General features: G+C 64.4%; 18 protein-coding genes and 1 pseudogene. 9 read left to right on the top strand and 10 right to left on the bottom strand.

Annotated elements, in window-relative coordinates; translation table 11 throughout:
* The first annotated feature begins 177 nt into the window (after positions 1-177).
* Both HMPREF3173_RS18570 and HMPREF3173_RS18565 read left to right on the top strand, forming a co-directional pair.
* Positions 178-885 carry a hypothetical protein gene (locus tag HMPREF3173_RS18570; RefSeq protein ID WP_070575433.1) on the top strand — a complete coding sequence of 236 codons (708 nt, stop codon included), beginning with the start codon at positions 178-180 and terminating at the stop codon, positions 883-885.
* Between the two features lie 179 nt (positions 886-1,064).
* On the top strand, positions 1,065-2,393 hold the full coding sequence (locus HMPREF3173_RS18565) for an MFS transporter (RefSeq protein ID WP_070575430.1): 1,329 nt from the start codon (positions 1,065-1,067) through the stop codon (positions 2,391-2,393).
* A 31-nt stretch (positions 2,394-2,424) separates the two neighbouring features.
* Here the strand turns inward: HMPREF3173_RS18565 and HMPREF3173_RS18560 are convergent, their stop codons facing one another.
* Genes HMPREF3173_RS18560 through HMPREF3173_RS18550 form a run of 3 tightly spaced genes read right to left on the bottom strand, consistent with a single transcriptional unit; the run spans position 2,425 to position 8,094 of the window.
* Positions 2,425-5,565, bottom strand: coding sequence for an efflux RND transporter permease subunit (locus tag HMPREF3173_RS18560; RefSeq protein WP_070575427.1), 3,141 nt, complete (start codon positions 5,563-5,565; stop codon positions 2,425-2,427).
* 14 nt (positions 5,566-5,579) lie between these two features.
* Positions 5,580-6,794 (bottom strand): efflux RND transporter periplasmic adaptor subunit, encoded by a 1,215-nt coding sequence (locus HMPREF3173_RS18555; RefSeq protein WP_070575425.1) that lies wholly within the window; start codon positions 6,792-6,794, stop codon positions 5,580-5,582.
* Between the two features lie 58 nt (positions 6,795-6,852).
* Positions 6,853-8,094: a TolC family protein gene (locus tag HMPREF3173_RS18550; protein WP_139146870.1), complete on the bottom strand. Its 1,242-nt coding sequence runs from the start codon at positions 8,092-8,094 to the stop codon at positions 6,853-6,855.
* A gap of 226 nt (positions 8,095-8,320) precedes the next feature.
* On the opposite strand from HMPREF3173_RS18550, the gene aroQ reads away from it, so the two are divergent.
* Together aroQ and HMPREF3173_RS18540 are read left to right on the top strand one after the other, a co-directional pair.
* On the top strand, positions 8,321-8,770 hold the full coding sequence (gene aroQ / locus HMPREF3173_RS18545; protein ID WP_070575419.1) for a type II 3-dehydroquinate dehydratase: 450 nt from the start codon (positions 8,321-8,323) through the stop codon (positions 8,768-8,770).
* Positions 8,767-9,615 (top strand): shikimate dehydrogenase, encoded by an 849-nt coding sequence (locus HMPREF3173_RS18540; protein WP_070575415.1) that lies wholly within the window; start codon positions 8,767-8,769, stop codon positions 9,613-9,615. Before aroQ ends, HMPREF3173_RS18540 begins: the two co-directional genes overlap by 4 nt.
* Before the next feature lie 51 nt (positions 9,616-9,666).
* Here HMPREF3173_RS18540 and HMPREF3173_RS18535 read toward each other — a convergent pair whose 3' ends face one another.
* A complete protein-coding gene (locus tag HMPREF3173_RS18535; protein ID WP_070575412.1) occupies positions 9,667-10,290 on the bottom strand; it encodes a TetR/AcrR family transcriptional regulator in 624 nt (207 codons plus the stop codon).
* Between the two features lie 232 nt (positions 10,291-10,522).
* Here HMPREF3173_RS18535 and HMPREF3173_RS18530 point away from each other — a divergent pair, with 232 nt between their 5' ends.
* Together HMPREF3173_RS18530 and HMPREF3173_RS18525 are read left to right on the top strand one after the other, a co-directional pair.
* Positions 10,523-12,205, top strand: coding sequence for an amidohydrolase (locus tag HMPREF3173_RS18530; protein WP_070575409.1), 1,683 nt, complete (start codon positions 10,523-10,525; stop codon positions 12,203-12,205).
* A 107-nt stretch (positions 12,206-12,312) separates the two neighbouring features.
* A complete protein-coding gene (locus HMPREF3173_RS18525) occupies positions 12,313-13,458 on the top strand; it encodes an MFS transporter (protein ID WP_070575406.1) in 1,146 nt (381 codons plus the stop codon).
* 33 nt (positions 13,459-13,491) lie between these two features.
* Here the strand turns inward: HMPREF3173_RS18525 and HMPREF3173_RS18520 are convergent, their stop codons facing one another.
* Positions 13,492-14,022, bottom strand: coding sequence for a thioredoxin family protein (locus HMPREF3173_RS18520; RefSeq protein WP_070575403.1), 531 nt, complete (start codon positions 14,020-14,022; stop codon positions 13,492-13,494).
* Entirely contained in the window at positions 14,012-14,284 is a 273-nt protein-coding gene (locus tag HMPREF3173_RS18515; RefSeq protein WP_043213683.1) for a DUF2790 domain-containing protein, read from the bottom strand. Before HMPREF3173_RS18515 ends, HMPREF3173_RS18520 begins: the two co-directional genes overlap by 11 nt.
* Before the next feature lie 216 nt (positions 14,285-14,500).
* Here HMPREF3173_RS18515 and HMPREF3173_RS18510 point away from each other — a divergent pair, with 216 nt between their 5' ends.
* The 3 genes from HMPREF3173_RS18510 to HMPREF3173_RS18500 all read left to right on the top strand — a co-directional run bounded on the left by HMPREF3173_RS18510 (position 14,501) and on the right by HMPREF3173_RS18500 (position 17,191).
* Complete coding sequence (locus HMPREF3173_RS18510; RefSeq protein ID WP_070575401.1) at positions 14,501-15,241, top strand: response regulator; 741 nt, start codon at positions 14,501-14,503, stop codon at positions 15,239-15,241.
* Complete coding sequence (locus tag HMPREF3173_RS18505; RefSeq protein ID WP_070575400.1) at positions 15,238-16,524, top strand: ATP-binding protein; 1,287 nt, start codon at positions 15,238-15,240, stop codon at positions 16,522-16,524. The genes HMPREF3173_RS18510 and HMPREF3173_RS18505 overlap by 4 nt, the downstream gene beginning before the upstream one ends.
* Positions 16,525-16,681: 157 nt before the next feature.
* The gene (locus HMPREF3173_RS18500) at positions 16,682-17,191 is read left to right on the top strand and encodes an HvfX family Cu-binding RiPP maturation protein (protein ID WP_070575397.1); all 510 of its coding nucleotides are present in this window, start codon (positions 16,682-16,684) and stop codon (positions 17,189-17,191) included.
* On the opposite strand, the gene pssA is transcribed toward HMPREF3173_RS18500, so the two are convergent.
* The 4 genes and pseudogenes from pssA to HMPREF3173_RS18480 all read right to left on the bottom strand — a co-directional run bounded on the left by pssA (position 17,175) and on the right by HMPREF3173_RS18480 (position 22,698).
* Positions 17,175-18,545, bottom strand: a complete 1,371-nt coding sequence (gene pssA, locus HMPREF3173_RS18495; protein WP_070575394.1) for a CDP-diacylglycerol--serine O-phosphatidyltransferase — start codon at positions 18,543-18,545, stop codon at positions 17,175-17,177. The genes HMPREF3173_RS18500 and pssA overlap by 17 nt on opposite strands.
* Positions 18,546-18,754: 209 nt before the next feature.
* Positions 18,755-19,069, bottom strand: a pseudogene (locus HMPREF3173_RS18490) (creatininase); the annotation flags it as partial.
* Between the two features lie 219 nt (positions 19,070-19,288).
* Complete coding sequence (gene katG / locus HMPREF3173_RS18485; RefSeq protein WP_070575388.1) at positions 19,289-21,541, bottom strand: catalase/peroxidase HPI; 2,253 nt, start codon at positions 21,539-21,541, stop codon at positions 19,289-19,291.
* A gap of 278 nt (positions 21,542-21,819) precedes the next feature.
* The gene (locus tag HMPREF3173_RS18480) at positions 21,820-22,698 is read right to left on the bottom strand and encodes a DMT family transporter (RefSeq protein ID WP_070575384.1); all 879 of its coding nucleotides are present in this window, start codon (positions 22,696-22,698) and stop codon (positions 21,820-21,822) included.
* Between the last annotated feature and the right edge of the window lie 243 nt (positions 22,699-22,941).

Below are 22,941 nucleotides of genomic sequence, written 5' to 3'. Positions count from 1 at the left end.
CTGGCGGAAAAATCTCAATACACATTGTATTTTTCCGCCATTGCTCAACCCCTTTAAGATCCCGCACGCCTCTCTCACTACGCCGGAGCATGAACGCTCCGGCTATCGACCAAGGATGTTCCCGTGCGACCCGCTTTCTTACACGCCTACCCGCTCCACTTGTGTTTATGGGCAAGCATGCTCTCGCTCGCAGCCTGCCAGGCATCGACCGTCACCCCAGCCGAGAAGCCCTTTATCGAGGCCATGCAGTCTGTCCTTGCCCACGACGTAACGACCGCGACCCAGGGCAAGCTTAGCGGGGCAGTCGATCTCAAGGTCACCCTCGATCGCCAGTCCCGCCCCGTCGCCTGTTCAACCCAGCCCGGCAAACCGGAGTACGCCGCCAAGCTGCCTGCTGAAGTGGTCCGTTCCGCCTATCCGGTTCTGGCCCGCGCAGTCGAACGGCAATGCTGGAAGACCATTTATCCCTTGGTGCCGAGCGAGCTGTATGGAGGCGAAGAGACCGTCCAGATCACTGCCCCCATCGTGATAGTCGCGCCCTGGCCGACATTGGCCAGCAATCACCCCTGGCGGATCCATGAAGCGCGCAAGGCATTTTTCTGGCAGCAACTGATGCGTGAGCAACCCGTCGACAGCGTAGGCCAGGCGGTCATCCGCTACCAGGCCGACGCCCAGGGCAAAGTCACCGGTTGCCTGGTTGATCTGGCCCCTGTACCGCAGCGAACCGATGCCTTTCGCCTGGATGGGCAATTGCAAGCCGACCTGAGCCGTCGCTGCATGCAACTCGACCTGCGTGACATGCCTAGTTTCATGCTGGAGGTGCAGGCGCCTGCAGAAAACCATGCGGTCGTTGAATACGCCCCCTGGAAAGTCGGCCGCCAATAGCCGTCTCGATTGCACAGGACGCTCTCCAGCGTCCTGCAGGCCAAAACAGGTATCCCGATGTCGCCCACGAAAAAGCGCGCCCTACCACCTGCCGTTCTACTGGTCTTCACAACAACGATGCCGTGGCCTGACCACGGCACTTGCGCCCAGGCTGCCTTTGAAGACCGGAGAACATCCCTATGTCCGTACCCCATGAGGTATCCCCCGCCACCTTGCGTCGGGTGATCGCCGCCTCGGCCATCGGCAATTTCGTCGAATGGTTCGATTTTGCCGTCTATGGCTTTCTCGCCACGCTGATCGCCAGCCTGTTCTTCACAGGCGAAGATGCCAGCGTCGCCTTGCTCAAGACCTTTGCCGTATTCGCCGTAGCGTTCGCCCTGCGACCGCTGGGCGGTATCGTGTTCGGCGCGCTGGGCGATCGGCTGGGTCGCAAGCGCATCCTGTCGCTGACCATCCTGTTGATGGCCGGCTCAACCACTCTGATCGGCCTGCTGCCGACCTACGCCAGCATCGGCCTGGCGGCGCCGCTGTTGCTAACCGTGGCGCGCTGCCTGCAAGGTTTTTCCGCAGGCGGCGAGTACGCCGGCGCCTGCGCCTATCTGATGGAACACGCACCGCAGGACAAACGGGCCTTCTACGGCAGCTTCGTGCCGGTCTCGACCTTTTCCGCCTTCGCCTGCGCGGCAGTGATTGCCTACACACTGGAGGCGAGCCTGACCCCCGAGGCCATGAGCAGTTGGGGCTGGCGTGTTCCGTTCCTGATCGCCGCGCCTTTAGGCCTGGTCGGCCTCTACCTGCGCTGGCGGATGGAGGAAACCCCAGCCTTTCGCGAGGCCATGGCCGAGGGCAAGGAACACAGCCACTCGCCGCTCAAGGAAACCCTGCGCCACCACGGCAGGGCGATCCGCAACCTGGGCGCGTTCATTTCGCTGACCGCGCTGTCGTTCTACATGTTCACCACCTACTTCTCTACCTACCTGCAGATGGTCGGCAACCTGAGCCGCGCCCAGTCGCTGCTGGTGACCACCGTGGCGCTGCTGTTCGCCGCGGTCGGCTGCCCGCTGGCCGGCGCCTTCTCCGACCGGGTCGGGCGGCGCAAGACCATCGGCTTCACCTGCCTATGGGTGATGGTGGCGGTATTCCCGGCCTACTGGCTGGCCAGTTCCGGCTCGATGTCCGGCGCGTTGCTGGGGGTGATCCTGCTTGCCGTCGGTGCCTTGCTCAGTGGCGTGGTCACGGCGGCGTTGCTGTCGGAGACCTTCCCCACCCGCACCCGCTACACCGCCTCGGCGATCACCTACAACGTGGCCTATACCCTGTTTGGCGGCACCGCGCCGCTGGTGGCCACCTGGCTGATCAGCCAGACCGGCAGCAGCCTGGCGCCGGCCTTCTACCTGGTGGTGATCGCATTGGTGGCGCTGGTGGGTGGCTTGGCACTGCCGGAGACCTCGCGGATCTCTCTTCACGAGGACGCCGGCGAGCGCCAGCCTGCGCGCGCAATGCCCTAGCGATTGAGCAAAGTGCGGCGTGTGGAGCGGCTCAAGCCGCCTCCTCACGCCGGTGTGCCCACTGGTACAACGCCGGCAGCACCAGCAAGGTCAAGGCGGTGGAAGACAGGATGCCGCCAATCACCACGGTCGCCAGCGGCCGCTGCACCTCGGCGCCGGTCCCGGTGGCCAGGGCCATGGGGATGAAGCCCAGCGAGGCCACCAGAGCGGTCATCAGTACCGGTCGCAGGCGAGTCAGTGCCCCTTCCTCGATCGCCGCATGCAGCGTGCGCCCTTCCTCACGCAGGTTGCGGATGAAGGCGATCATCACCAGTCCATTGAGCACCGCGACACCGGACAACGCAATGAAACCGACCCCGGCGGAAATCGACAACGGGATGTCCCGTAGCCACAGCGCCAACACACCGCCGGTCAAGGCGAACGGGATGCCGGTGAACACCAGCAAGCCGTCCTTGAGGTTGTTGAACATCATCAGCAGCAACGCCATCACCAGCAGCAATGCAACCGGCACCACCACCTGCAGGCGCTCGGCCGCCGACTGCAACTGCTCGAACTGGCCACCCCAGCGGGTCCAGTAGCCCGCTGGAATCTGCACCTCGTCGATCAGCCGTTGCTCGGCCTGTTCGACGAACGAACCCAGGTCACGGCCACGCACGTTCGCGCTGACCACCACCACCCGCTTGCCATCCTCACGGCTGACCTGGTTCGGCCCCAATTGCAAATTCAACGTGGCCACCTGCGACAGCGGGATGAACCCGATTTGCGCAGCTCCCGCGGCGCTGCTGGCCGGAACGGGGATCAGCAGGCCCGACAGCCCGTCGACATCGGTGCGCAATGTTTCGGACAGGCGCACCAGCATGTCGAAGCGTCGGTCGCCTTCGTACAGGGTACCGGCGGTGCGGCCACCGACGGCGATGGCGATGGCGTCCTGCACATCCCCCACGTTCAGGCCGTAACGGGCAGCCTTGTCGCGATCGATGTCGATGGTCAGCACCGGCAGGCCGGTGGTCTGCTCCACCTTCACCTCGGAGGCGCCCGGCACTTGTTGCAAGCTAGCGGCGATCTGCGCGGCGGTACGGTTGAGCACGTCCATGTCATCGCCGAACACTTTCACCGCCACATCGCTGCGCACGCCGGAAATCAGCTCGTTGAATCGTAACTGGATCGGCTGGGACAACTCGTAGTTGCTGCCCGGCACACTGGCCGCGGCACGCTGTACTTCGGCGATCAGCGCTTCGCGCGGTTTGCCGGGATCGGCCCAGTGCTCGCGCGGCTTGAGCATCACATAGGCATCGGAGATGTTCGGCGGCATCGGGTCAGAGGCAATCTCGGCAGTGCCAGTGCGGGCGAATACCCGCTCCACCTCCGGCACCTGGGCGATGATGGTCTGTTCCAGGCGCTGCTGCATCTGCACCGACTGGCTCAGGCTCGTACCCGGTACCCGCAAGGCCTGGAGGGCGAAGTCGCCCTCGCTGAGGCTGGGGATGAACTCGCTGCCCATGCGGCTGGCCAATGCCCCGGCCAACACCACCAGCAAGGCGGCACCGGCGAAGGCCAGCGTGCGCTGGCGCAGTACCCAGGCCAGGACAGGTGCATAGCGCTGGCGGGCGGTGCGCATCACCACGCCCTCTTCTTCCTTGACCTTGCCGGTGACGAACAGGGCAATGGCCGCAGGCACGAAGGTCACCGAAAGGATCATCGCCCCCAGCAAGGCCATCACCACGGTGAACGCCATGGGGTGGAACATCTTGCCCTCGACGCCGGTCAGGGCAAAGATCGGCAGGTACACCACCATGATGATCAGCTGGCCATAGATCAGCGGCCGGCGCGCTTCGCGGGCGGCAGCGAACACCTCATGGAAGCGCTCGGCGCGGGTCAGCATGCGGCCGTGGCGCTGCTGGGCGTGGGCCAGTCGGCGGATGGCGTTCTCGACGATCACCACCGCGCCGTCGACGATGATGCCGAAGTCCAAGGCCCCGAGGCTCATGAGGTTGGCGCTGACCTTGTTGCTGAACATGCCGGTGAAGGTGAACAGCATCGACAGCGGAATGACCATCGCGGTGATCAACGCCGCGCGGATATTGCCCAAGAACAGGAACAAGACCGCGATCACCAGGATCGCGCCCTCCACCAAGTTCTTCTTGACCGTGGCGATGGCCTTTTCCACGAGGTTGGTGCGGTCGTAGACCGTCACGGCCATCACCCCCTTGGGCAGCGTGCGGTTAACGTCGGCCAGCTTGCGCGCCACCGCCTGGGACACCGTGCGACTGTTCTCGCCGATCAACATGAACACCGTGCCCAACACCACTTCGCGGCCGTTCTCGGTGGCCGCACCGGAGCGCAGCTCCTGGCCCAGGCCTACTTGGGCGACATGGCTCACGCGGATCGGCGCGCCGTCGACACTGGAAATGACGATGTTCGCAATGTCCTCAGCCGAAGCCACCTGACCCGGGGCGCGGATCAGCAGTTGCTCGCCGTTGCGCTCGATGTAGCCGGCGCCGACGTTGGCGTTGTTGCGTTCCAAAGCGCCGATCAGATCGTTGAGCGTGAGTTTGTAGGCCGCCAAACGTTTTGGGTCCGGAGCGATCAGGTATTGCTTGGCATGGCCGCCGATGGAGTTGACCTCGGCCACGCCCGGCACATTGCGCAGTTGTGGCTTGATGATCCAGTCCTGGATCACCCGTAGGTCAGTCGCCGTATAGGGCGTGCCGTCGTCCTTGAGCGCCCCTGGCTCGGCCTCGACGGTCCACAGGAAGATCTCACCCAGCCCGGTGGAGATCGGCCCCATGGCCGCTTCGATGCCGTCAGGCAACTGCTCGCGGGCCACTTGCAGGCGCTCATTGACCAACTGGCGGGCGAAGAAGATGTCGGTGCTGTCTTCGAAGATCACCGTCACCTGGGACAGCCCCGAGCGCGACAGCGAGCGAGTCTGCTTGAGCCCCGGCAGGCCGGCCATGGCGGTCTCGATGGCAAAAGTGATGCGCTGCTCGGTCTCCAGCGGCGAATAGCCGGGCGCGGCCGTGTTGATCTGTACCTGGACATTGGTGATATCCGGCACCGCATCGATCGGCAGCTTCTGGTAGCTGTTGATGCCGACGGCAGCCATCAGCACCACCGCGAGCATTACCACCAGGCGCTGCTCGATAGCAAATTGGATCAGGCGTTCGAACATGAAGAAGTCCCCAGTCAGTGGCTGTGCTCGGCCGAGCCCTTGCCGAGCTCAGACTTGAGAACGAAGCTGCCAGCGGCCGCCACCTGAGTGCCGGCCGCCAGGCCGTCGGTGATTTCCACCTGGCCTGCGTCGCGTCGGCCGGTTTTCACCGGGCGGGCCTGGAAACCCTCGTCGGTGCGGGCGAACACGACGGTCTGTTCCTCCCACGTTTGCAGCGCTGCCTCTGGCACCACCACGGCGGCGTCGAAGCGCTCGACGTTCACCGCGATGTTGACGAACAGCCCCGGACGCCAGGCGCCGTTGGGATTGGCCAAGGTGGCACGGGCAGTGGCTGCGCGGCTTTGCTCGCCCAGCAGACTGCCCACATAGTTGACCTGGCCCTGGACCTGAGCCCCCAGATCCGGCGCGCTCACGGTGACCGTCCGCCCGGTCGTGACCCGGCCCAAGTCACGCGGGGTGACCGAAAAGGTGGCCCAGACCCGGCTCAGGTCCGAGAGGGTGAAGGCGTTGCTGGTCTCATCGACCACTTCGCCGACGGTCAGGTGCTTCTCCACCACCACGGCGTCGAAGGGGGCGCGCAGCTCGTAGCGATTGCCTGCACCGGCCGGAGCGACGGCGGCGACTTTCTGCCGGGCGTTGGTCAGCGCGATTTCGGCCTCCTGCAAGGCCTGGCGGGCCTGCAGGTAGTCCTGTTCGGCGCTGATGCGTTCCTGCCACAACTGCTGTTCGCGCTTGAAGGTCAACCGCGCCAGTTCCACGCGGCGCTGGGCGGCCTGCTGCTCGCTGCGCAGGTCGGAGATCTGCTGGCTAGCGATCACCGCCAGGACTTGTCCACGCTTGACTGGCTGGCCCAGGTCGGCGTGCACCGATTCCACCACCCCGGGCACACGGGGCACTACATGAGCGGTATGGTCCTCGTCGAAGCGGATCTCGCCAGGGAAGCTGATAGCGGTGCCCAAGGTCATCGGCGCGGCAACGACCAACTGCACACCAGCAGCTTCGATCTGGGTGGCGGACAGGTGCAGGCTGCCCTCCTGTTCCTCATGTCCCTCATCGCCAGCCTCGGCATGCGCGTGACCATCGTCTTGCTGCGGGCTGTCATGGGCATGGTTTTTTTCGCCCTGGGAGTCCTGGGGAGCCTGGCCGATGGATTGGGTCCAGGCCAGGCCGCCCAGGCCGAACACGGCGATGGCAGCGGCCAGGATGGCGAGCTTGCGGGTGTTGTGCATGGTTGCTCCTAAAGGTATTGCCGATGGCATCGGTGCAGACGGGCGAGGCAGGCCTCGGTCAACGGTCTGCGCCAAGGTCGCCGTAGATGCGCTCGACCTGAGCACGGGCATCGGTTGCCGAGGCCAGGGCGTCCAGGTACAGCCCACGTGCCTCGATCAGCGTGCGCTGGGCATCGAGCACATCGAGGAAGGCGAACTTGCCCATTTCGAAACCACGGGTGGCGGTGTCCACAGCCAGCTGCGCCGAAGGCAGGATGGTGCGCTCATAGGCCTGCACCTCCTGCATTGCCGACGCCCACTGGCTGACGGCGCTGCGGGTGTCGCTGTGCAGGCGCAACTGCACGGCGTTGCGCAGGTCACGGGCCTGGTCGGCGCGGCGCGCGGCAGCCAGCACATTGCCCTGGTTGCGGTCGAACAACGGCAGCGGCATGGACAGACCGACCACGTTGACCCGTTCACGCTCCTCACGGCTGTACTGGCTGCCCAGGCTCACGGTCAGGTCGGGGATGCGCTTGGCTTTTTCCGAGCCCAGGGACGCCTCCCCTCTCTGGATCTGCGCTTCTGCCAGGCGCCACTCGGCGGTTTGCGACACCTTTTCGAGCAAGGTCTCGGCGCGAGGTGCCGGGCCCGGCGACAGCTGGCTCGTATCCAGGCGAGCGAAGGCTGCCTGCGGGCTGCCGGTCAGCCGCGCCAAAGACTGATTGGCGACGACGCGCTGCGACTCGGCACGGCGCACCTGCGCCTGCGCCTGGGCCAGCTGAACCTGGGCGCGGGTGGCCTCGACCGGCGAGGACTGTCCCGCCTTCACCCGCCCTTGCACGACCCGCAGGCCGCGCTCGGTCAAGGCCTGAGATTGCTGCGCCAACTCCAGGGTGGTCTGGGCGCGCAAGACGGCATGGAAGGCCTGCACCACATCGGCACGCAGGCCATTGCGCTGGCGCTCCCACTCCAGCTGGGCGACGCTCTGGCCGGCGGCGGCCACGTCGATGCGTGCGCCGCGCTTGCCGCCCAGTTCCAGGGCCTGGCTGAGGGTCACGGTGGTCGTTCGGGTATCGCGGCGGGTGTCCTCGGCTTCCCAGGACAACTCTGGATTGGGCAGTTGCCCCGCCTGGCGCCGCTCACCTTCGGCGATACCGATTTCGCGGCCGGCGGCAGCAAGGTCGGGGTTTTGGGCGAAGGCGGCCTCGATCGCCTGGGGAAGGCTCAGGCGCTGCTCAGCGCGCAGGCTGGGCGCAGCGAGGCCAGCCAGCAGTAGACAGAACAAGGCGGTACTGCGGGGGGTGAACCGGTTGCGCGGCACGTTTGAAGTCCTCGTCGGCAAGCGTCGGAAAGCATGGCGAGGGACTGTAAAGAGCGCCGCCTATCGGCTCGGTGGCGGCAAAATTACAATTTTGAAAGGGAGGCCGAAGGACGACACTATTCGATAACCGCACACATTCGCTGCGGGGCAAACAAAGGAAATTGACGAAACTAACCAGGTGGTACATATATCGAGGCATCCAAAAACAACAAAGCGATGCCCCGCCATGACGCCCCGAATCCTCGTGCTCAACGGCCCCAACCTGAACCTGCTCGGCACCCGCGAGCCCGACCAGTATGGCGAGGAAACCCTCGCCGACCTGGCCCAAGGCTGTGCCGACTGCGCACGCGCGCTCGGCCTGGAAATCGAATTTCGCCAGACCAACCATGAAGGCGAGCTGATCGACTGGACACACGCCGCACGCGGACGCTGTGCCGGCATTCTGATCAATCCCGGCGCCTGGACACACACGTCGGTAGCCATTCGCGATGCCTTGGCGGCGAGCGAGTTGCCAGTCATCGAGGTGCACCTTTCCAACGTGCACAAGCGCGAGCCGTTTCGTCACATCTCCTTCGTGTCATCGATCGCCGTGGGCGTGATCTGCGGTCTTGGCAGCCACGGCTACCGCCTGGCCCTGACGCATTTCGCCCAACTGCTCAAGGAGCCACGCGGATGAACCCGAACACTGTCCTGGCCGGGCTGATCGGCCGTGGTATCCAAGCCTCGCGGACCCCGGCGCTGCACGAGCACGAGGGCGACGCCCAAGCCTTGCGCTACCTGTACCGGTTGATCGACGCCGACCAGCTGGGCCTGGATGACAGCGCTTTGCCCGGCCTGCTGGATGCGGCCCAGCGCATCGGGTTTACCGGCCTCAACATCACCTACCCGTTCAAGCAGGCGATCCTGCCGCTGCTCGATGAGCTGTCGCAAGAGGCTGAAGGCATCGGTGCGGTGAACACTGTCGTGCTCAAAGATGGCAAGCGGGTCGGCCACAACACCGACTGCCTGGGCTTTGCCGAAGGCCTGCGCCGGGGCCTGCCGGATGTGGCGCGTGACCAGGTGGTACAGATGGGTGCCGGCGGCGCGGGCTCGGCGGTGGCTCATGCGCTGCTTGGTGAAGGCGTACGCCATTTGGTGCTGTTCGATGTGGACAGCGCGCGCGCCCAGGCGCTGGTGGGCAACCTCAGCGCCCGCTTCGGCGAAGGCCGGGCATCACTCGGCACGGACCTGGCCGCCGTCATGGCCACCGCGGACGGGCTGGTCAACACCACCCCGGTGGGCATGGCCAAGCTGCCCGGCACACCCCTGCCCGTTGCGCTGCTGCATGCCCGGCTGTGGGTAGCCGAAATCATTTATTTCCCGCTGGAAACCGAGCTGCTGCGCCATGCCCGGGCGCTGGGGTGTCGCACGCTCGATGGCAGCAGCATGGCGGTATTCCAGGCAGTCAAGGCATTCGAGCTGTTCACCGGCCGCACCGCCGATGCCGGGCGCATGCAAGCGCATTTCGCACGCCTGGGGTGAGGTACCTGCTCGCGGGTACATCGCCGTACCCGCGAAGCAGATTACACGTCATCAGGCGGGCAACATCCCCCGCACCATGAACGCAGTCGATTCACGCACCTCGCGCCAGTACCGCTCCAGGTCCATGGGCTCGCTGCGGCACAGGCGCAGCAGTTGCAGGTGCCCATAGTCGTTGAGCATGAAGGCGGCATAGTCGACATCCAGATCGGCGCGTAACTTGCCCAGCCCGCGCAGCTCGTCCAACAGCGCAGCGATCTCGCTCACCAACGCATCGTTGACCCGCTTGTAGGGCGCAGGCAACGCCGACTGATCAGGCCCAAGCAGCGCAATCACCTGGGGCAGGATCTCGCGCCACAACGCAGGCGACAGCACCTCGAAGGCGAACTCGGTCAGGCAGCGCTCGAAATAGCAAATGGTGTCGATCGGGTCGTCGAGCTCTGGAATACGACGGCGCGCAGCACTGATGGCGCGGTGATCCGCCTCGCGCAGTTTCTCCAGAAGGATCTCCTGCTTGCTGCCGAAATAGGCGAAGACCGTAGGCACCGAGACCGCCGCCGAACGGGCGATCTGCTCCATGGTGGTGGTCTGGAACCCTTGGCTCTCGAACAGGCTCAGGGCCGACTGACTGATGGCCTGGCGGCGCAGGGCCTTTTGTTGTTCGCGCAATCCGCTCATGGCTCTCCTGGCTGGCGTTGGCGGGTGGGCGCCCAGCATAACGGCAAACTCATTCGATTAAAAATTTTATTGACTAAAACTTTTTCTGGATTAAAAAATATTTCCACGTGATCGACTGACCACGCCGTACCGGCCGCACCCTGCCCGACAACAACAACCAGCGGGAGCCTTGCAATGCCTACCCTCGCCTGTCGTCCGCGGCCCTCCCTCGCCCAGCCCAACGAGTACCGCCATGACTGAACATGCCGACCTGATCATCCATCACGCCCGTATCTACACCGTCGATCCGCACCGCCCCTGGGCCAGCGCCGTGGCGGTGCGTGGCGAGCGTATCGTGCATGTCGGCGACGACCGCAGCGTGCTGGCTTTCAAGGGCCCTGCCACGCGCATGATCGACGCCCAGGACAAGTTGGTGCTGCCAGGTTTCGTCGAATCCCACTGGCACTTCTCCACCACCGCTTTCGCCCATCAGGCCTTCGTCAACCATGAAGACCCCCATCAGGTGCTGGCTGCGCTCAAGCGCTACGTGGACGAGAACCCCAACGAGAAGGCCATCACCGGCATGGGTTGGGTCCAGGCCTTGGTGCCTGCGGACATGCTGCGCCGCGAAACCCTGGACGCGATCTGTGCCGACAAGCCAGTGTGCCTGTTGTCCACCGACTACCATTCCATGTGGGTCAATTCCAAAGCCCTGGAGCTGGCAGGCATCGACCGTGACACGCCACCGGTGGAAGAAGGCGCCAGCTGGTTCGAGAAGGACCTGTACACCGGCGAACCCACCGGCCTGATCGTCGATGGCGCGGCCTATTCGCTACTGATGCAACGCCTGAGCGACCAGGGTTATCTGCCCGTCGGCATCGATCTGTACCTGCGCTCGATCGCCTTGTGGCAGGAGAAACTGGTCGCCGCCGGCATCACCACCGTGTTCGACGCAGGCTTCCTCGACCCGAGCGGCGATCAGTCGCTGCTGTACCAGACCCTGATGCGCCTGGAAGACGAGCAACGCCTCAAGCTCCGGGTGGTCGGCAGCTACATCGACATGGGCACCGACCCGGACCCGGTGGCCAGTCTCAAGGCCCTGCGCGCTGAGTACGCAAGCCCTCTGGTCAAAGCTCAGGCACTGAAACTGATGCTCGACGGCACCGAGATGAACCACACCGCCTACCTGCTCGAGCCCTACTGTGACAAGCCGCACAGCTGCGGCAGCACCACCATGCCGGAGGAAACCTTCGAGCGGCACGTGCGCGAGGCCGACCTCAACGGCATCGATGTGATGGTCCACGCCGTGGGCGATGGCGCCGTGCGCATGGCCTTGGATGTGTTCGAGCGTGTCAGCGCGAGCAATCCGCCACGTGACCGTCGCCATGTGATCACCCACGCGTTCCTCACCCACCCGGACGACATCCCGCGTTTTCGCCGCATCGGCGTGATGGCCAATACCCAGCTGCAGTGGGGTGTGGTCGACGCCTATACCCAGGCGATTCAGAAGTCCTATGGCCCGCAGCGCTGGGCCTCGATGTACAAGTTCCGCAGCTTCATCGAACAGGGCGTGACCGTGTCCATCGGCATGGACGGCCTGGCCTGCCAGTGCCGCTGCCAGCATCGACCGGTGGAGCACATCGAGTCCGGCCATACCCGGCAGTTGGCGGGCGAGCCCGATGCCCCGGTGATGCCGGACATCCACGAGAAGCTGAGCATCCCCCAGCTGATCGCCGCCTACACCATCAATGGCGCCTACCAGTTGGGCCTGGAGAAAGAGATCGGCTCGATCAGCGAAGGCAAACGCGCGGACATCATCATCCTGGAGCAGGACTTGTTCGAGCTGGACCGCTACCAGATCGGCAAGACCGAGGTTCTGCTGACCCTGATGAACGGCCAAGTCACCCATGACCAGCTGAGCCGCGCCCTGACCTGAGCGCAGGCCCTTCGTCCCAAGCCGCTTCGCAGTGTCGCGCCAACGCGCGGGCTGCGGGGCGCTCCACTGCGACACGCATCAGCCATTTCATTCATCGGGACCCCACAATGCACAACAACAATTCCCGGCTCCAGCGTGCTTCTCTGATCTTCATCGCCAGCACGGCCATCATCGTAATTGGCGTCCAACCCATGTTCATCGGCCTGCTGGCCGAACGCCTGGCCCTTTCCCTCAGCCAGCAAGGCCTGGTGATCGCCATGGAAATGGGTGGCCTGGTCCTGGGTACCCTGCTTAGCCCCTTGTTGGCTCGGCAAGGTAGCCAGCGCCGCGTCTATCTGCTGGCCGCGCTGCTGGCGCTGGCCTGTAATCTGTTCACGGCGCAAAGCGCCAGCTTCACCCCGGTACTTGCCTGGCGCCTGCTCGCGGGGATTGGCGGGGGCCTGTTGTACGCCAATGCCCTCAACGACCTCGGCCGCCTGCCGGGACAGGACCGCTCCTTTGGCCTGGTGCTGTTCCTGCAGACAGGCATCTTCGCGTTCTCAGCCGCCACCCTGCCGCTGGTGGCCGAAGCGTTCGGCAGTTCGCTGGCAATCGCCTCGATGGCGGGCTGGTTCGGCCTGATCAGCGTCAGTTGCATCGCCTTGCCGGTCTGCCAGGCCGTGACCCGCGGCACTGTGCTGGCCGCCAGCGGTCAGGGCTCGGCGCGCATCGGCCGCTACTCATTGTTGGGTATGTTGTTCCTGCAACTGGCGATCTACAGCGTCTGGGGCTTCCTCGATCAGCTGGGGCATGACCAAGGCCTGAGCGCCGTGGAGGTGGGTTGGGCATTCGGCATGGGCGTGCTGGGTGGCCTGCCTGGCTCGGGTCTGCCGAGCCTGTTGGGGGCACGGGTCAGCCGCGGGCCGATGATCGGCCTTGGCTCGTTGCTGGTGCTGTTGGCCATCGTCCTGCTCGCCGGGGGTACACCGAGCGCGATGAGCCTGTTCGTGGCGCTGTTCATCCTGAACTTCGGCTGGGCCCTGGCGTTGAGCTACTACATGGGCGCCATCGCCACCAACGACCCCCAAGGCCAGTTCACCCCACTGGTGCCGATCACGCTGGCCAGTGCGGCTGCAGTTGCGCCAGCGTTCATCTCGATGCTGTTGCAGGTGACCGGAAAGCCTTCGATCTTTATCACCGCAGCCAGTGCGGTGACCATCGGTTTTCTGCTCAAGTGCATGGCGGGCATGCGCGAGCGGCAGAAAGCCCTATGAAAAAGGGGCGCCAAGCGCCCCCGAGATACGCGGTCACTCAGCCAGCAACGCCTGTATCACCTTCTCCTGACCGTCATAGCCGCCTTCGCCGTAATGCACATGGCGCACCTGTCCCTGACGGTCAATGAAGTAATGGGCTGGCCAGAACTGGTTGCCCCAGGCGTTCCAGATCCGGTAGTCGTTGTCCACCGCTACCGGATAACCGATGCTTAGACTGGCCACCTTCTGGCGCAGGGTGCCCAGGTCATGCTCATAGTCGTATTCCGGCGTATGCACCCCGATCACCACCAGCCCTTGGTCGGCATAGCGCCGGGACCAGTCGTTGACATAGGGCAGGCTGCGCTGGCAGTTGACGCAATCCCAGGTCCAGAAATCCACCAGTACCACCTTGCCCTTGAGCGCCGGGGCATCCAGCGGCGCCGAGTTCAGCCACTGGCTGGCGCCGGCCAGCGAAGGCATGGCGCCCTGCCCGTCCCGCGCCGCCAGGTAACCGGCCAGGCCAAGCCCAACCAGTCCCATGCCCAACCCGCCGATCTTGATCAGCATGCGCCGGTCAATTTTCATGGCAGCCGCCGGTGGCGTAGGTACGGTACTCGACGCTCTGACGCTGGCCGTGGGAGTCCAGGTAATCCATGCGGGTGGTGACCACGCCACAGGCGTTGGCCTGGTCGTCCTGGGTAGAGAGTACTTTCTGGATATCCAGATGATCGCCATAGCGGTATTGCATCACGTTGTCCTGCATCGGTTGCGGGCTTGCCTGGGCACCGATGGCGCCCAAACTGGACAAGGCAAACAAGGCGGCGATGGCAAAAGTCTTGGTGGTCATGGCATCTCTCCTGCGAGTGTTCATGCGGTGGGGAGTCTTCCCCGGTCGAGAGCCATTTCACCGCTGGCGGGTATCCGGGCTGTGTCCGCAAAGGCCTCCTATTGCCTTGTGCTGTATCTGCACCGCCGACGGATACACTGCAATACAAAGCCCGGTCCGCAAGGGCCACAACGCTCGGTACACTGCGCCTATCCAACCCTGTACAGGAACCCTCCGATGGAACATGTCGATCATATCCTGATCGTCGACGACGATCGCGAAATCCGCGAGCTGGTCGGCAACTACTTGAAGAAGAACGGCCTGCGCACCAGCATCGTCGCCGATGGCCGGCAAATGCGCGCCTTCCTGGAGAACAACGCGGTCGACCTGATCGTGCTCGACATCATGATGCCCGGCGACGACGGCCTGCTGCTGTGTCGTGAACTGCGCGCCGGCAAGCACCGCAACACGCCTGTGTTGATGCTCACCGCACGCAACGATGAGACCGACCGCATCATTGGCCTTGAGATGGGGGCCGACGACTACCTCACCAAACCCTTCTCGGCGCGTGAACTGCTGGCGCGCATCAACGCCGTGCTGCGTCGCACGCGGATGCTGCCGCCCAACCTGACCATCAGCGAAAGCAGCCGGCTGATCGGCTTCGGCCAATGGCGGCTGGACACCACCGCCCGCCACCTGCTCGACACCGACGGCACACTGGTGGCTCTGAGCGGCGCGGAGTATCGCCTGCTGCGGGTGTTTCTCGACCACCCCCAGCGGGTGCTCAGCCGCGAACAACTGCTCAACCTCACCCAGGGCCGCGAGGCGGATATCTTCGACCGCTCCATCGACCTGCTGGTCAGCCGCCTGCGCCAACGTCTGGGCGACGACGCCCGCGAACCCACCTGCATCAAAACCGTACGCAGCGAGGGCTATGTGTTCTCCCTGCCGGTGCATTTGCTCGAGTCGCCGTCATGAAATGGCCCCGTACCCTTGCCTCGCGCCTGGCGCTGATCTTTCTCACCGGGCTGGTGCTGGCCTACGGGCTGTCGTTCGGCCTGCAGTTCTACGAGCGCTATGTCAGCAGCCGTTCGATGATGCTCAACAACCTGGAGCAAGACGTGGCAACCTCGGTGGCGATCCTTGAGCGCTTGCCAGCAAACGAGCGTGCTGCCTGGCTGCCACGCCTGCAACGGCAAAATTATCGCTATCAACTCAGTGAAGGCCTCAGTGGCCAGGCCATGGCCAGCGAGGACCCGCCCATGGCCGCCGAGTCGATCGTCAAGGCGATCGGCCAGGATTATCGCCTGACCTTCCAGGAGATCCCGGGCCCCATTGCGCATTTTCAGGCCCACCTGCGCCTGGCGGACGGCGCGCCGCTGACCATAGATGTCACGCCGGCCGGCGTGCCCTTGGCCAAATGGCTGCCGGTGGTGCTGTTGATCCAGCTGGCGGTGCTGCTGGGCTGCACCTGGCTGGCCGTGCGTCTGGCGATCCGTCCACTGACCCGGCTGGCCCGTGCGGTGGACGATCTGGACCCGGACAAACCCGGTCCCCAACTGGACGAAAGCGGCCCCCGAGAGGTGCGCTACGCGGCAGTCGCCTTCAACGCCCTGCAGGCGCGCATCGCGGCCTACCTCAAAGAGCGCATGCAACTGCTGGCGGCCATCTCCCATGACCTGCAAACCCCCATCACGCGCATGAAATTGCGGGTGGAGGTGATGGACGACGGCCTGGAGAAGGACAAACTCTGGAGCGACCTGAGCGCCATGGAACACTTGGTGCGCGAAGGCGTGGCGTACGCGCGCAGCATGGACAGCAGCACCGAGGCGCCCTGCCGCATCAAGCTCGATGCCTTCCTCGACAGCCTGGTCTTCGATTACCAGGACAGCGGCGCCAAGGTCGAGCGCCTGGGTGCCACCGATGTCACCCTCCACACCCGCCCCCATGCCCTGCGCCGGGTGCTGGTGAACCTGGTGGACAACGCGCTGAAGTTCGCAGGTGCCGCGCAGCTTGAGGTGGAACACACCGGGAACGGCACCTTGATCCGTGTGCTCGACGAAGGGCCTGGCATTCCCTCCGATGAGCTGGCCGAAGTGCTCAAACCGTTCTACAGGGTGGAAGGTTCCCGCAACCGCAGCACCGGAGGTACCGGCCTGGGGCTGGCGATCGCTCAGCAACTGACCCAGGCCATGGGAGGGCAACTGACCTTGAGCAACCGCGCCGGCGGCGGGCTGTGCGCGCAGATCGAGCTCAAATGACGTGGGGGCCGCGTCCCGGCCCCGGCTTCGACTACACGCCGATACATAACGCCACTGCCCTGGACACACTGCAGATACCCTCGCCGCACACACTCCTTGTCACACCTCGAGCCCCCAGGGCTCGAGTTCTCCAACCTGCTGACAAGAGAGCCTGACCATGAACGCATTGCCCCGCGCTTTTAACGCCCTGGATCGCCTCGGTACCTGGAGCGCCGACCTGCCCCTGCGCCTGTTCCTGGCCTGGGAGTTCTTCGAATCGGGTATCGAGAAATTCAACGGCGCCAACTGGTTCACTGATCTGCAAGCGAGTTTTCCCTTCCCCTTCAACCTATTGCCAGCCAATGTGAACTGGCAGCTCTCGCTGTGGGCTGAATTGATCTGCCCGCTGTTGCTGCTGCTCGGCCTGGGCACGCGCCTGGCCTCGGCGGTGCTGATGGTGGTGACAGTAGTGGCTATCGCCGCGGTGCACTGGCCGGCGCAGTGGTCGAGCCTGGCCGAGCTTGCCCAGGGCTATGCGATTACCAACCAGGGCTACGGCAACTTCAAGCTGCCGGTCATCTATCTGGTGGCCTTGCTGCCACTGTTGCTCAAAGGGGCCGGCCGCCTGAGCCTGGATCACTGGCTGCGCGGCCGGTTCCAGCCATTGAGCCTCAGAGCACCCGCCTGATCAATGGCTCGAGGCGGCTGTAGCGCAGCCGCCGCAGCAGCTTGAGCACTTCGCGCGGGTGTTCGCCGGCCTCGCCCAGCTCCTCGGCCGACGACAGCCGGGGGGCGTGCCGACGGATCCTTTCGAGTTCGGCCTCACGGGGGTCGAGCCACTGTCCCTGAGGGTCATCGATCAACAGGCCGTTCTCAAGGTCCAGATTGAACCCACGGGGATTGAGGTTGTTGCCGGTGAGCAAGCTGTAGCGTTCGTCGATCCACACGCCCTTGGCATGGAAGGTGTGCCCCGGATCGTTCCAGATCCGCACCTGCAGCTGGCCGCTGGCAATGGCAGCCTGGCGCCGATGGGCGAAGGCGCGCAGGTTGTCCTCGTACAGATAGGGCAAGGCGGCGCTGGCGGTGAAGGGTTGCCCGGGGGCGACGTAGAAATCGTTGGCGGTTCGGTGACCGATGATCATCTCCACCGTCACCCCACGGGCCAGCGCCCGGTCGATCTCGGCGATCAGTACACGGGGCGGGTTGAAGTACGGTGTGCTGAGCACGATCTGCGAACGCGCAGCCGCAAGCAGCGCGCACACGCTGCGGTTGAGCGGATTGCCTCGGCCGATGCCCAACAGAGGGATCACCCGCAGCCCTTCCCGGGCCGGAGCCACGGGCAGGTCGTAAGCCATGTGCCTCAAACGCGCACGCAGCCGGCGAATCGCACCACGCAGGCGTTTGGTCGTCGGCGGTGCAGGCAAGTCCAGGCGCGGTGTCGCGGTACTTGCCAGTATCTGCCGCACCAGGCCGGCCATGGCGTCAGCCAAGCCGGCATTGTGGAACAGGTGGTATCGATCCAGCCGGTAGCGGTCGAAGCGGTGTAGGTAGACGTTGTTCAGGCTCGCCCCGGTGTACAGCACTTGGTCATCGATGATGCTGCCTTTGAGGTGCAGCACGCCGAACAGCTCGCGGGTCTGTACCGGCACACCATGGATGACCACATCAAGGCCTCGGCGTTGACGCTGGGCCTGGTACCACGCCGCGTTGCCCGGTTGCCGGCCCGCCCCCAGCAAGCCGCGCCGGGCCCGGAACCAGTCGACGACGACGAGAACCTCCAGCGCTGGTCGCGCCGCCTTGGCCTGGTACAAGGCGTCGAGCACTTCTTGGCCGGCCTCGTCCTCTTGCAAGTACAGGGCGACGATGACAATACGTTGGGTGGCGCTGGCAATCAGCTCAAGCAAGCGAGTGCGGTAGCTCGCCGCATCGGGCAACACCTCGATGGCACCGGGGGCCAGGGCGAAGCCTTCCTGGGGTACCGGCACGGATTTACGGTTCAAGCGGTCGTCTCCTGTGCAAAAGCTGCTCCGGGTCGTGGGCATTCCGGCCCCTGTCATCCGGGTGTACTATCGGGCCGGCCACGGCATAGAACAACAAGAATTCCTCAAGGCTGGTTTTTTCTTATAGCCCGGAAACAACGACGCCTCAGCTTGCACAGGTAAATCGCACATGGTCCAGCCCTGCTCTGCGCAGCCTGCCTCCCCGCTCCCCCCACCCAGGACATTCGGCTGCACTCCAGCGCGGTGTACTAACCGGCGATCATCGGGAAGCAGTTGAGGCTGAGGATCTCGCCCTTGCTCACCTTGCGGCTGGTGACCGGGTTATGTGCGCCATCGGTATTGAGCCCCGACTGGAACCAGGTCCAGGTATCCATCAGCTCGGCGTCAGGGAAGCTGCGGGCGATCTCGCGCACCATTGCCTGGGTGGCGTGCAATGCCACCTCGTACTCAGGTACCTGATCGCGCAGGGCCTCGACCACTGCCGCACCACCGATGTCGACCAACTCGGCCTTGGGATAACAGGCAGCGAGCATGGCGTGATTCTGCAGGCTGAGATGGTCATGCTGTTCAGGCCGGTTGCCTGGGATGCATTGCAGCAGAACGACCAAGGGCGCTTTTGTATCTATCCGACCTGAAATTGGCGAAACGGCCACCGCCCCTTGGCGGCCTTTTTTGCGGATCACCTAAACACAAGGCCGTCCCACAGGCACAGCGCAATGGCGTGCGCAGAACCTGTGGGGCGGCCTTGTATCGCGAAAGGGGCGTACAGGCCCCTCAAGGCACGGTTACTTCAAGTCGAACCTATCGAGCTCCATCACCTTGACCCAGGCTGCGACGAAGTCCTTGACGAACTTGTCTTGGCCGTCGCTGCTGCCATAGACCTCCGACAAGGCCCGCAACTGGGCGTGGGAGCCAAACACCAGGTCAACGCGGGTGCCAGTCCACTTCACCTGGCCGGTCTTGCGATCACGGCCTTCGAAGGTTTCGTTGTCCGCCGCGGTCGGCTTCCACTCCACGCCCATGTCCAGCAGGTTGCGGAAGAAGTCGTTGGACAGCACACCGGGCTTATCGGTAAAGACCCCGTGTCGGCTGCCACCGACATTGGCGCCCAGTACCCGGAGGCCGCCGATCAGCACGGTCATCTGCGGTGCGGTCAGGGTCAGCAACTGGGCTTTGTCCAGCAACAGTTTCTCGGCCTTGACGCTGTACCGGGCCTTGGTGAAGTTGCGGAAACCGTCGGCCAAGGGCTCAAGCACACCGAACGACTCGACATCGGTCTGCTCCTGGGAGGCATCCATGCGTCCAGGCCTGAACGGCACGTTGACTGTGTGCCCACCGTCCTTGGCAGCTTTTTCCACCGCGGCGCAGCCCGCCAGCACGATCAGATCGGCCAGGGAAACCTTCTTGCCCGAGGCGTTGAACTCACTCTGGATCTTCTCCAGCGCCTTGAGCACTTTGTCCAATTGCTCAGGCTGGTTGGCTGCCCAGAACTTCTGCGGCGCCAGGCGCAGGCGGCCGCCGTTGGCACCGCCGCGCTTGTCCGAGCCGCGGAAGGTCGAGGCCGAGGCCCAAGCGGTGGAGACCAGTTCGCCAACACTCAGGCCCGAGGCCAGCACCTTGGCTTTGAGGGCGGCGATGTCTTGATCGTCGATCAGCGGGTGGTCCACCGGCGGGATCGGATCCTGCCAGAGCAGCACCTCTTGCGGCATTTCCGGGCCCAGGTAGCGTGACAGCGGGCCCATGTCCCGGTGGATCAGTTTGTACCAGGCACGGGCGAAGGCGTCGGCCAACTGGTCGGGGTTGTCCTTGAAACGCCGGGCGATCGGCTCGTAGATCGGGTCGAAACGCAGGGCCAGGTCGGAGGTGAGCATGGCCGGCGCGTGACGCTTGGAAGGATCGTGGGCATCGGGGATCTGTCCTGCCCCGGCGCCGTTCTTCGGCCGCCACTGGTGGGCACCGGCCGGGCTCTTGGTCAGTTCCCAGTCGAAGTTGAACAGGTTCTCCAGGTACTCGTTGCTCCACTTGGTCGGGGTAGACGTCCAGGTCACTTCCAGGCCACTGGTGATGGTGTCGCCGCCCTTGCCGGTACCGAACTTGTTCTGCCAGCCCAGACCTTGCAGCTCGAGGCCTGCGGCTTCTGGCTCAGGGCCTACGTTGTCGGCAGGGCCGGCGCCGTGAGTCTTGCCGAAGGCATGCCCACCGGCGATCAGGGCCACGGTTTCCTCATCGTTCATGGCCATGCGCCCGAAGGTCTCGCGGATGTCCTTGCCCGAGGCCACAGGGTCGGGATTGGCGTCCGGGCCTTCCGGGTTCACGTAGATCAGCCCCATCTGCACGGCGGCCAGTGGGTTCTCCAGGTTACGTTCCCCTCCCAGGGTGCGGCTTTCTTCTTCACCGTGCTTCTGCGGCTCGGCAACCAGGTCGCCCTGGCCTGGGGCTTGGGCCTTGCCATAGCGCGTGTCGCCTCCCAGCCAGACCTTCTCGGAGCCCCAGTAAACGTCTTCGTCCGGCTCCCATACGTCTGCGCGCCCACCGGAAAAACCGAAGGTCTTGAAGCCCATGGATTCGAGGGCAACGTTGCCGGTGAGCACGATCAAGTCGGCCCAGGAGATCTTGTTGCCGTATTTTTGCTTGATGGGCCAGAGCAGGCGCCGGGCCTTGTCCAGGCTGACGTTGTCCGGCCAGCTGTTGAGCGGCGCGAAACGTTGCTGGCCAGAGCCTGCGCCACCGCGACCATCGCCGATGCGGTAGGTACCGGCACTGTGCCAGGCCATGCGGATGAACAGCGGGCCGTAGTGGCCGAAGTCGGCGGGCCACCAGTCCTGGGAGTCCGTCATCAAGGCGTGCAGGTCCTGCTTGAGGGCCTGGAAGTCGAGGCTCTTGAACGCTTTGGCGTAGTCGAAACCGGGATCCATCGGGTCGGACTTGGCAGAATGCTGGTGGAGGATCTTCAGGTTCAGCTGGTCCGGCCACCAGTCACGGTTGCTGGTGCCACCACCCGCGGTTTGATGAAACGGGCATTTCGATTCGTTCGACATCTGTGTGTACCTTTGGGTCGGTTGTCCAGATTTCCCGGTCTAGGCCAGGTGTTCGATCGGCTGAGCATGCAAGCTCATGCGCCCCCTCATCGGGTCGCGTCGGCGATAGCCCGACACAGGCTCGTCAACGGCGAAAAAAGCAGGCGCCCCGAGGGGTATCCCTGCCCACGCCCATCCGCCGTTGTCACGGGGCAGAATGAAGACTAGTCGAGCGGCGGCAGGTTTCTAATAGAATGGCTATGTGGGGGTAATAGGCTGGGACTTTCGGGGGCAGTGGCTCACTTGCCGCGCTGCATCCAGGCTGCGCCCAACCCACTCAGGCAGATGATGGCGATGCCCACCAGGCTGCTGGTTTCGGGCACCTGGCTGAAAATCACCAGCCCCAACAGCCCTGCGAAGACGATCTGGCAGTAGCTGAACGGCGCCAACAAGGCTGGAGCGGCGAAGCGGAAGGCCTGGGTCAGCAACAGATGGGCGGTCATGCCGCAGCCGCCCAGGGCCAGCATCAGCAAGGCGTGATTCCAGTGCGGCAGTTGCCAGAAGAACGGCACCAGGGCGCTCAGCACCAAGGTGTTGCACAGCCCGGCGTAGAAGTTGCTGGTGGTCGGGGTGTCGTAGGCGGACAGCTTGCGGGTCAGCAATTGATAGAAGCAAAAACCCAGTGCCGAGCCCAGGGGGAAGAGGATCGCCGGCGTGAACATCGCCCCGCCCGGATGCACAACCACCAGCACGCCGACAAAGCCCATCACCACCGCCACCCATTGGCCGAGGGTGACCCGCTCCTTGAGCAGCGGTGCCGAGAGCGCAGTGACCAGCACCGGAGCCAGGAAGTTGACCGACGTCGCCTCGGCCAGCGGCAGGTATTGCAGGCCGGCGGTGAACAGCAGGCTGGTGCTCAGCAGGCTCAGGGCACGCAGGGTCTGCAGCAGCGGCCGGCGGGTTCGCAGCACGGCCATGCCGGCTTTGGGCAGGAAGATCCCCGCCATCAGCAGGGTGTGCACCAGATAGCGCGCCCACACCACCATGACGATCGGGTACAAGCCACCGAGGAACTTCGACAGCGCATCGTGACTGGCGAATAGGAACGTTGCCACGACCACCAGGGCGATGCCGCGCAGCGGTTGGTTGACTCCGGACAGCGGGGTTCTGGAACTCATGGCGCTCTCGACGGCGCGCCTGGCAGGGGCCGGCGCAGGTATGGGCGGATTCTAGAAGAGATGCACCGGGATGAGAAATCGGCGTGCACGGGTTTGTGTTCGCTGATCGACCGGATTTGTCAGTGTGGATAACGCCTCCACCTGCTCCGGCCTGTTCGTGGGTAAACCCGCTCCTACAGGTATGCGGTGCAATTGAGAGCGACACCGAACCTGTGGCGGCGAGTTCACCCGCGAAGCGAGCAC

It is taken from the genome of Pseudomonas sp. HMSC08G10 (genome assembly GCF_001808425.1).
Taxonomy (GTDB): domain Bacteria; phylum Pseudomonadota; class Gammaproteobacteria; order Pseudomonadales; family Pseudomonadaceae; genus Aquipseudomonas; species Aquipseudomonas guariconensis.
The sequence above is the reverse complement of the archived record's forward strand: the minus strand, read 5'-3'. Positions and strand labels throughout refer to the sequence as shown.

Bases quoted from the DNA above. Each gene is read 5' to 3' on its own strand.
- HMPREF3173_RS18510 (WP_070575401.1), top strand. From the start codon at position 14,501: ATGGAACATGTCGATCATATCCTGATCGTCGACGACGATCGCGAAATC.
- HMPREF3173_RS18570 (WP_070575433.1), top strand. From the start codon at position 178: ATGCTCTCGCTCGCAGCCTGCCAGGCATCGACCGTCACCCCAGCCGAG.
- pssA (WP_070575394.1), bottom strand. From the start codon at position 18,545: ATGCCCACGACCCGGAGCAGCTTTTGCACAGGAGACGACCGCTTGAAC.
- HMPREF3173_RS18505 (WP_070575400.1), top strand. From the start codon at position 15,238: ATGAAATGGCCCCGTACCCTTGCCTCGCGCCTGGCGCTGATCTTTCTC.
- aroQ (WP_070575419.1), top strand. From the start codon at position 8,321: ATGACGCCCCGAATCCTCGTGCTCAACGGCCCCAACCTGAACCTGCTC.
- HMPREF3173_RS18555 (WP_070575425.1), bottom strand. From the start codon at position 6,794: ATGCACAACACCCGCAAGCTCGCCATCCTGGCCGCTGCCATCGCCGTG.
- HMPREF3173_RS18535 (WP_070575412.1), bottom strand. From the start codon at position 10,290: ATGAGCGGATTGCGCGAACAACAAAAGGCCCTGCGCCGCCAGGCCATC.
- HMPREF3173_RS18480 (WP_070575384.1), bottom strand. From the start codon at position 22,698: ATGAGTTCCAGAACCCCGCTGTCCGGAGTCAACCAACCGCTGCGCGGC.
- HMPREF3173_RS18515 (WP_043213683.1), bottom strand. From the start codon at position 14,284: ATGACCACCAAGACTTTTGCCATCGCCGCCTTGTTTGCCTTGTCCAGT.
- HMPREF3173_RS18520 (WP_070575403.1), bottom strand. From the start codon at position 14,022: ATGAAAATTGACCGGCGCATGCTGATCAAGATCGGCGGGTTGGGCATG.
- HMPREF3173_RS18500 (WP_070575397.1), top strand. From the start codon at position 16,682: ATGAACGCATTGCCCCGCGCTTTTAACGCCCTGGATCGCCTCGGTACC.
- HMPREF3173_RS18560 (WP_070575427.1), bottom strand. From the start codon at position 5,565: ATGTTCGAACGCCTGATCCAATTTGCTATCGAGCAGCGCCTGGTGGTA.
- katG (WP_070575388.1), bottom strand. From the start codon at position 21,541: ATGTCGAACGAATCGAAATGCCCGTTTCATCAAACCGCGGGTGGTGGC.
- HMPREF3173_RS18530 (WP_070575409.1), top strand. From the start codon at position 10,523: ATGACTGAACATGCCGACCTGATCATCCATCACGCCCGTATCTACACC.
- HMPREF3173_RS18525 (WP_070575406.1), top strand. From the start codon at position 12,313: ATGCACAACAACAATTCCCGGCTCCAGCGTGCTTCTCTGATCTTCATC.
- HMPREF3173_RS18565 (WP_070575430.1), top strand. From the start codon at position 1,065: ATGTCCGTACCCCATGAGGTATCCCCCGCCACCTTGCGTCGGGTGATC.
- HMPREF3173_RS18540 (WP_070575415.1), top strand. From the start codon at position 8,767: ATGAACCCGAACACTGTCCTGGCCGGGCTGATCGGCCGTGGTATCCAA.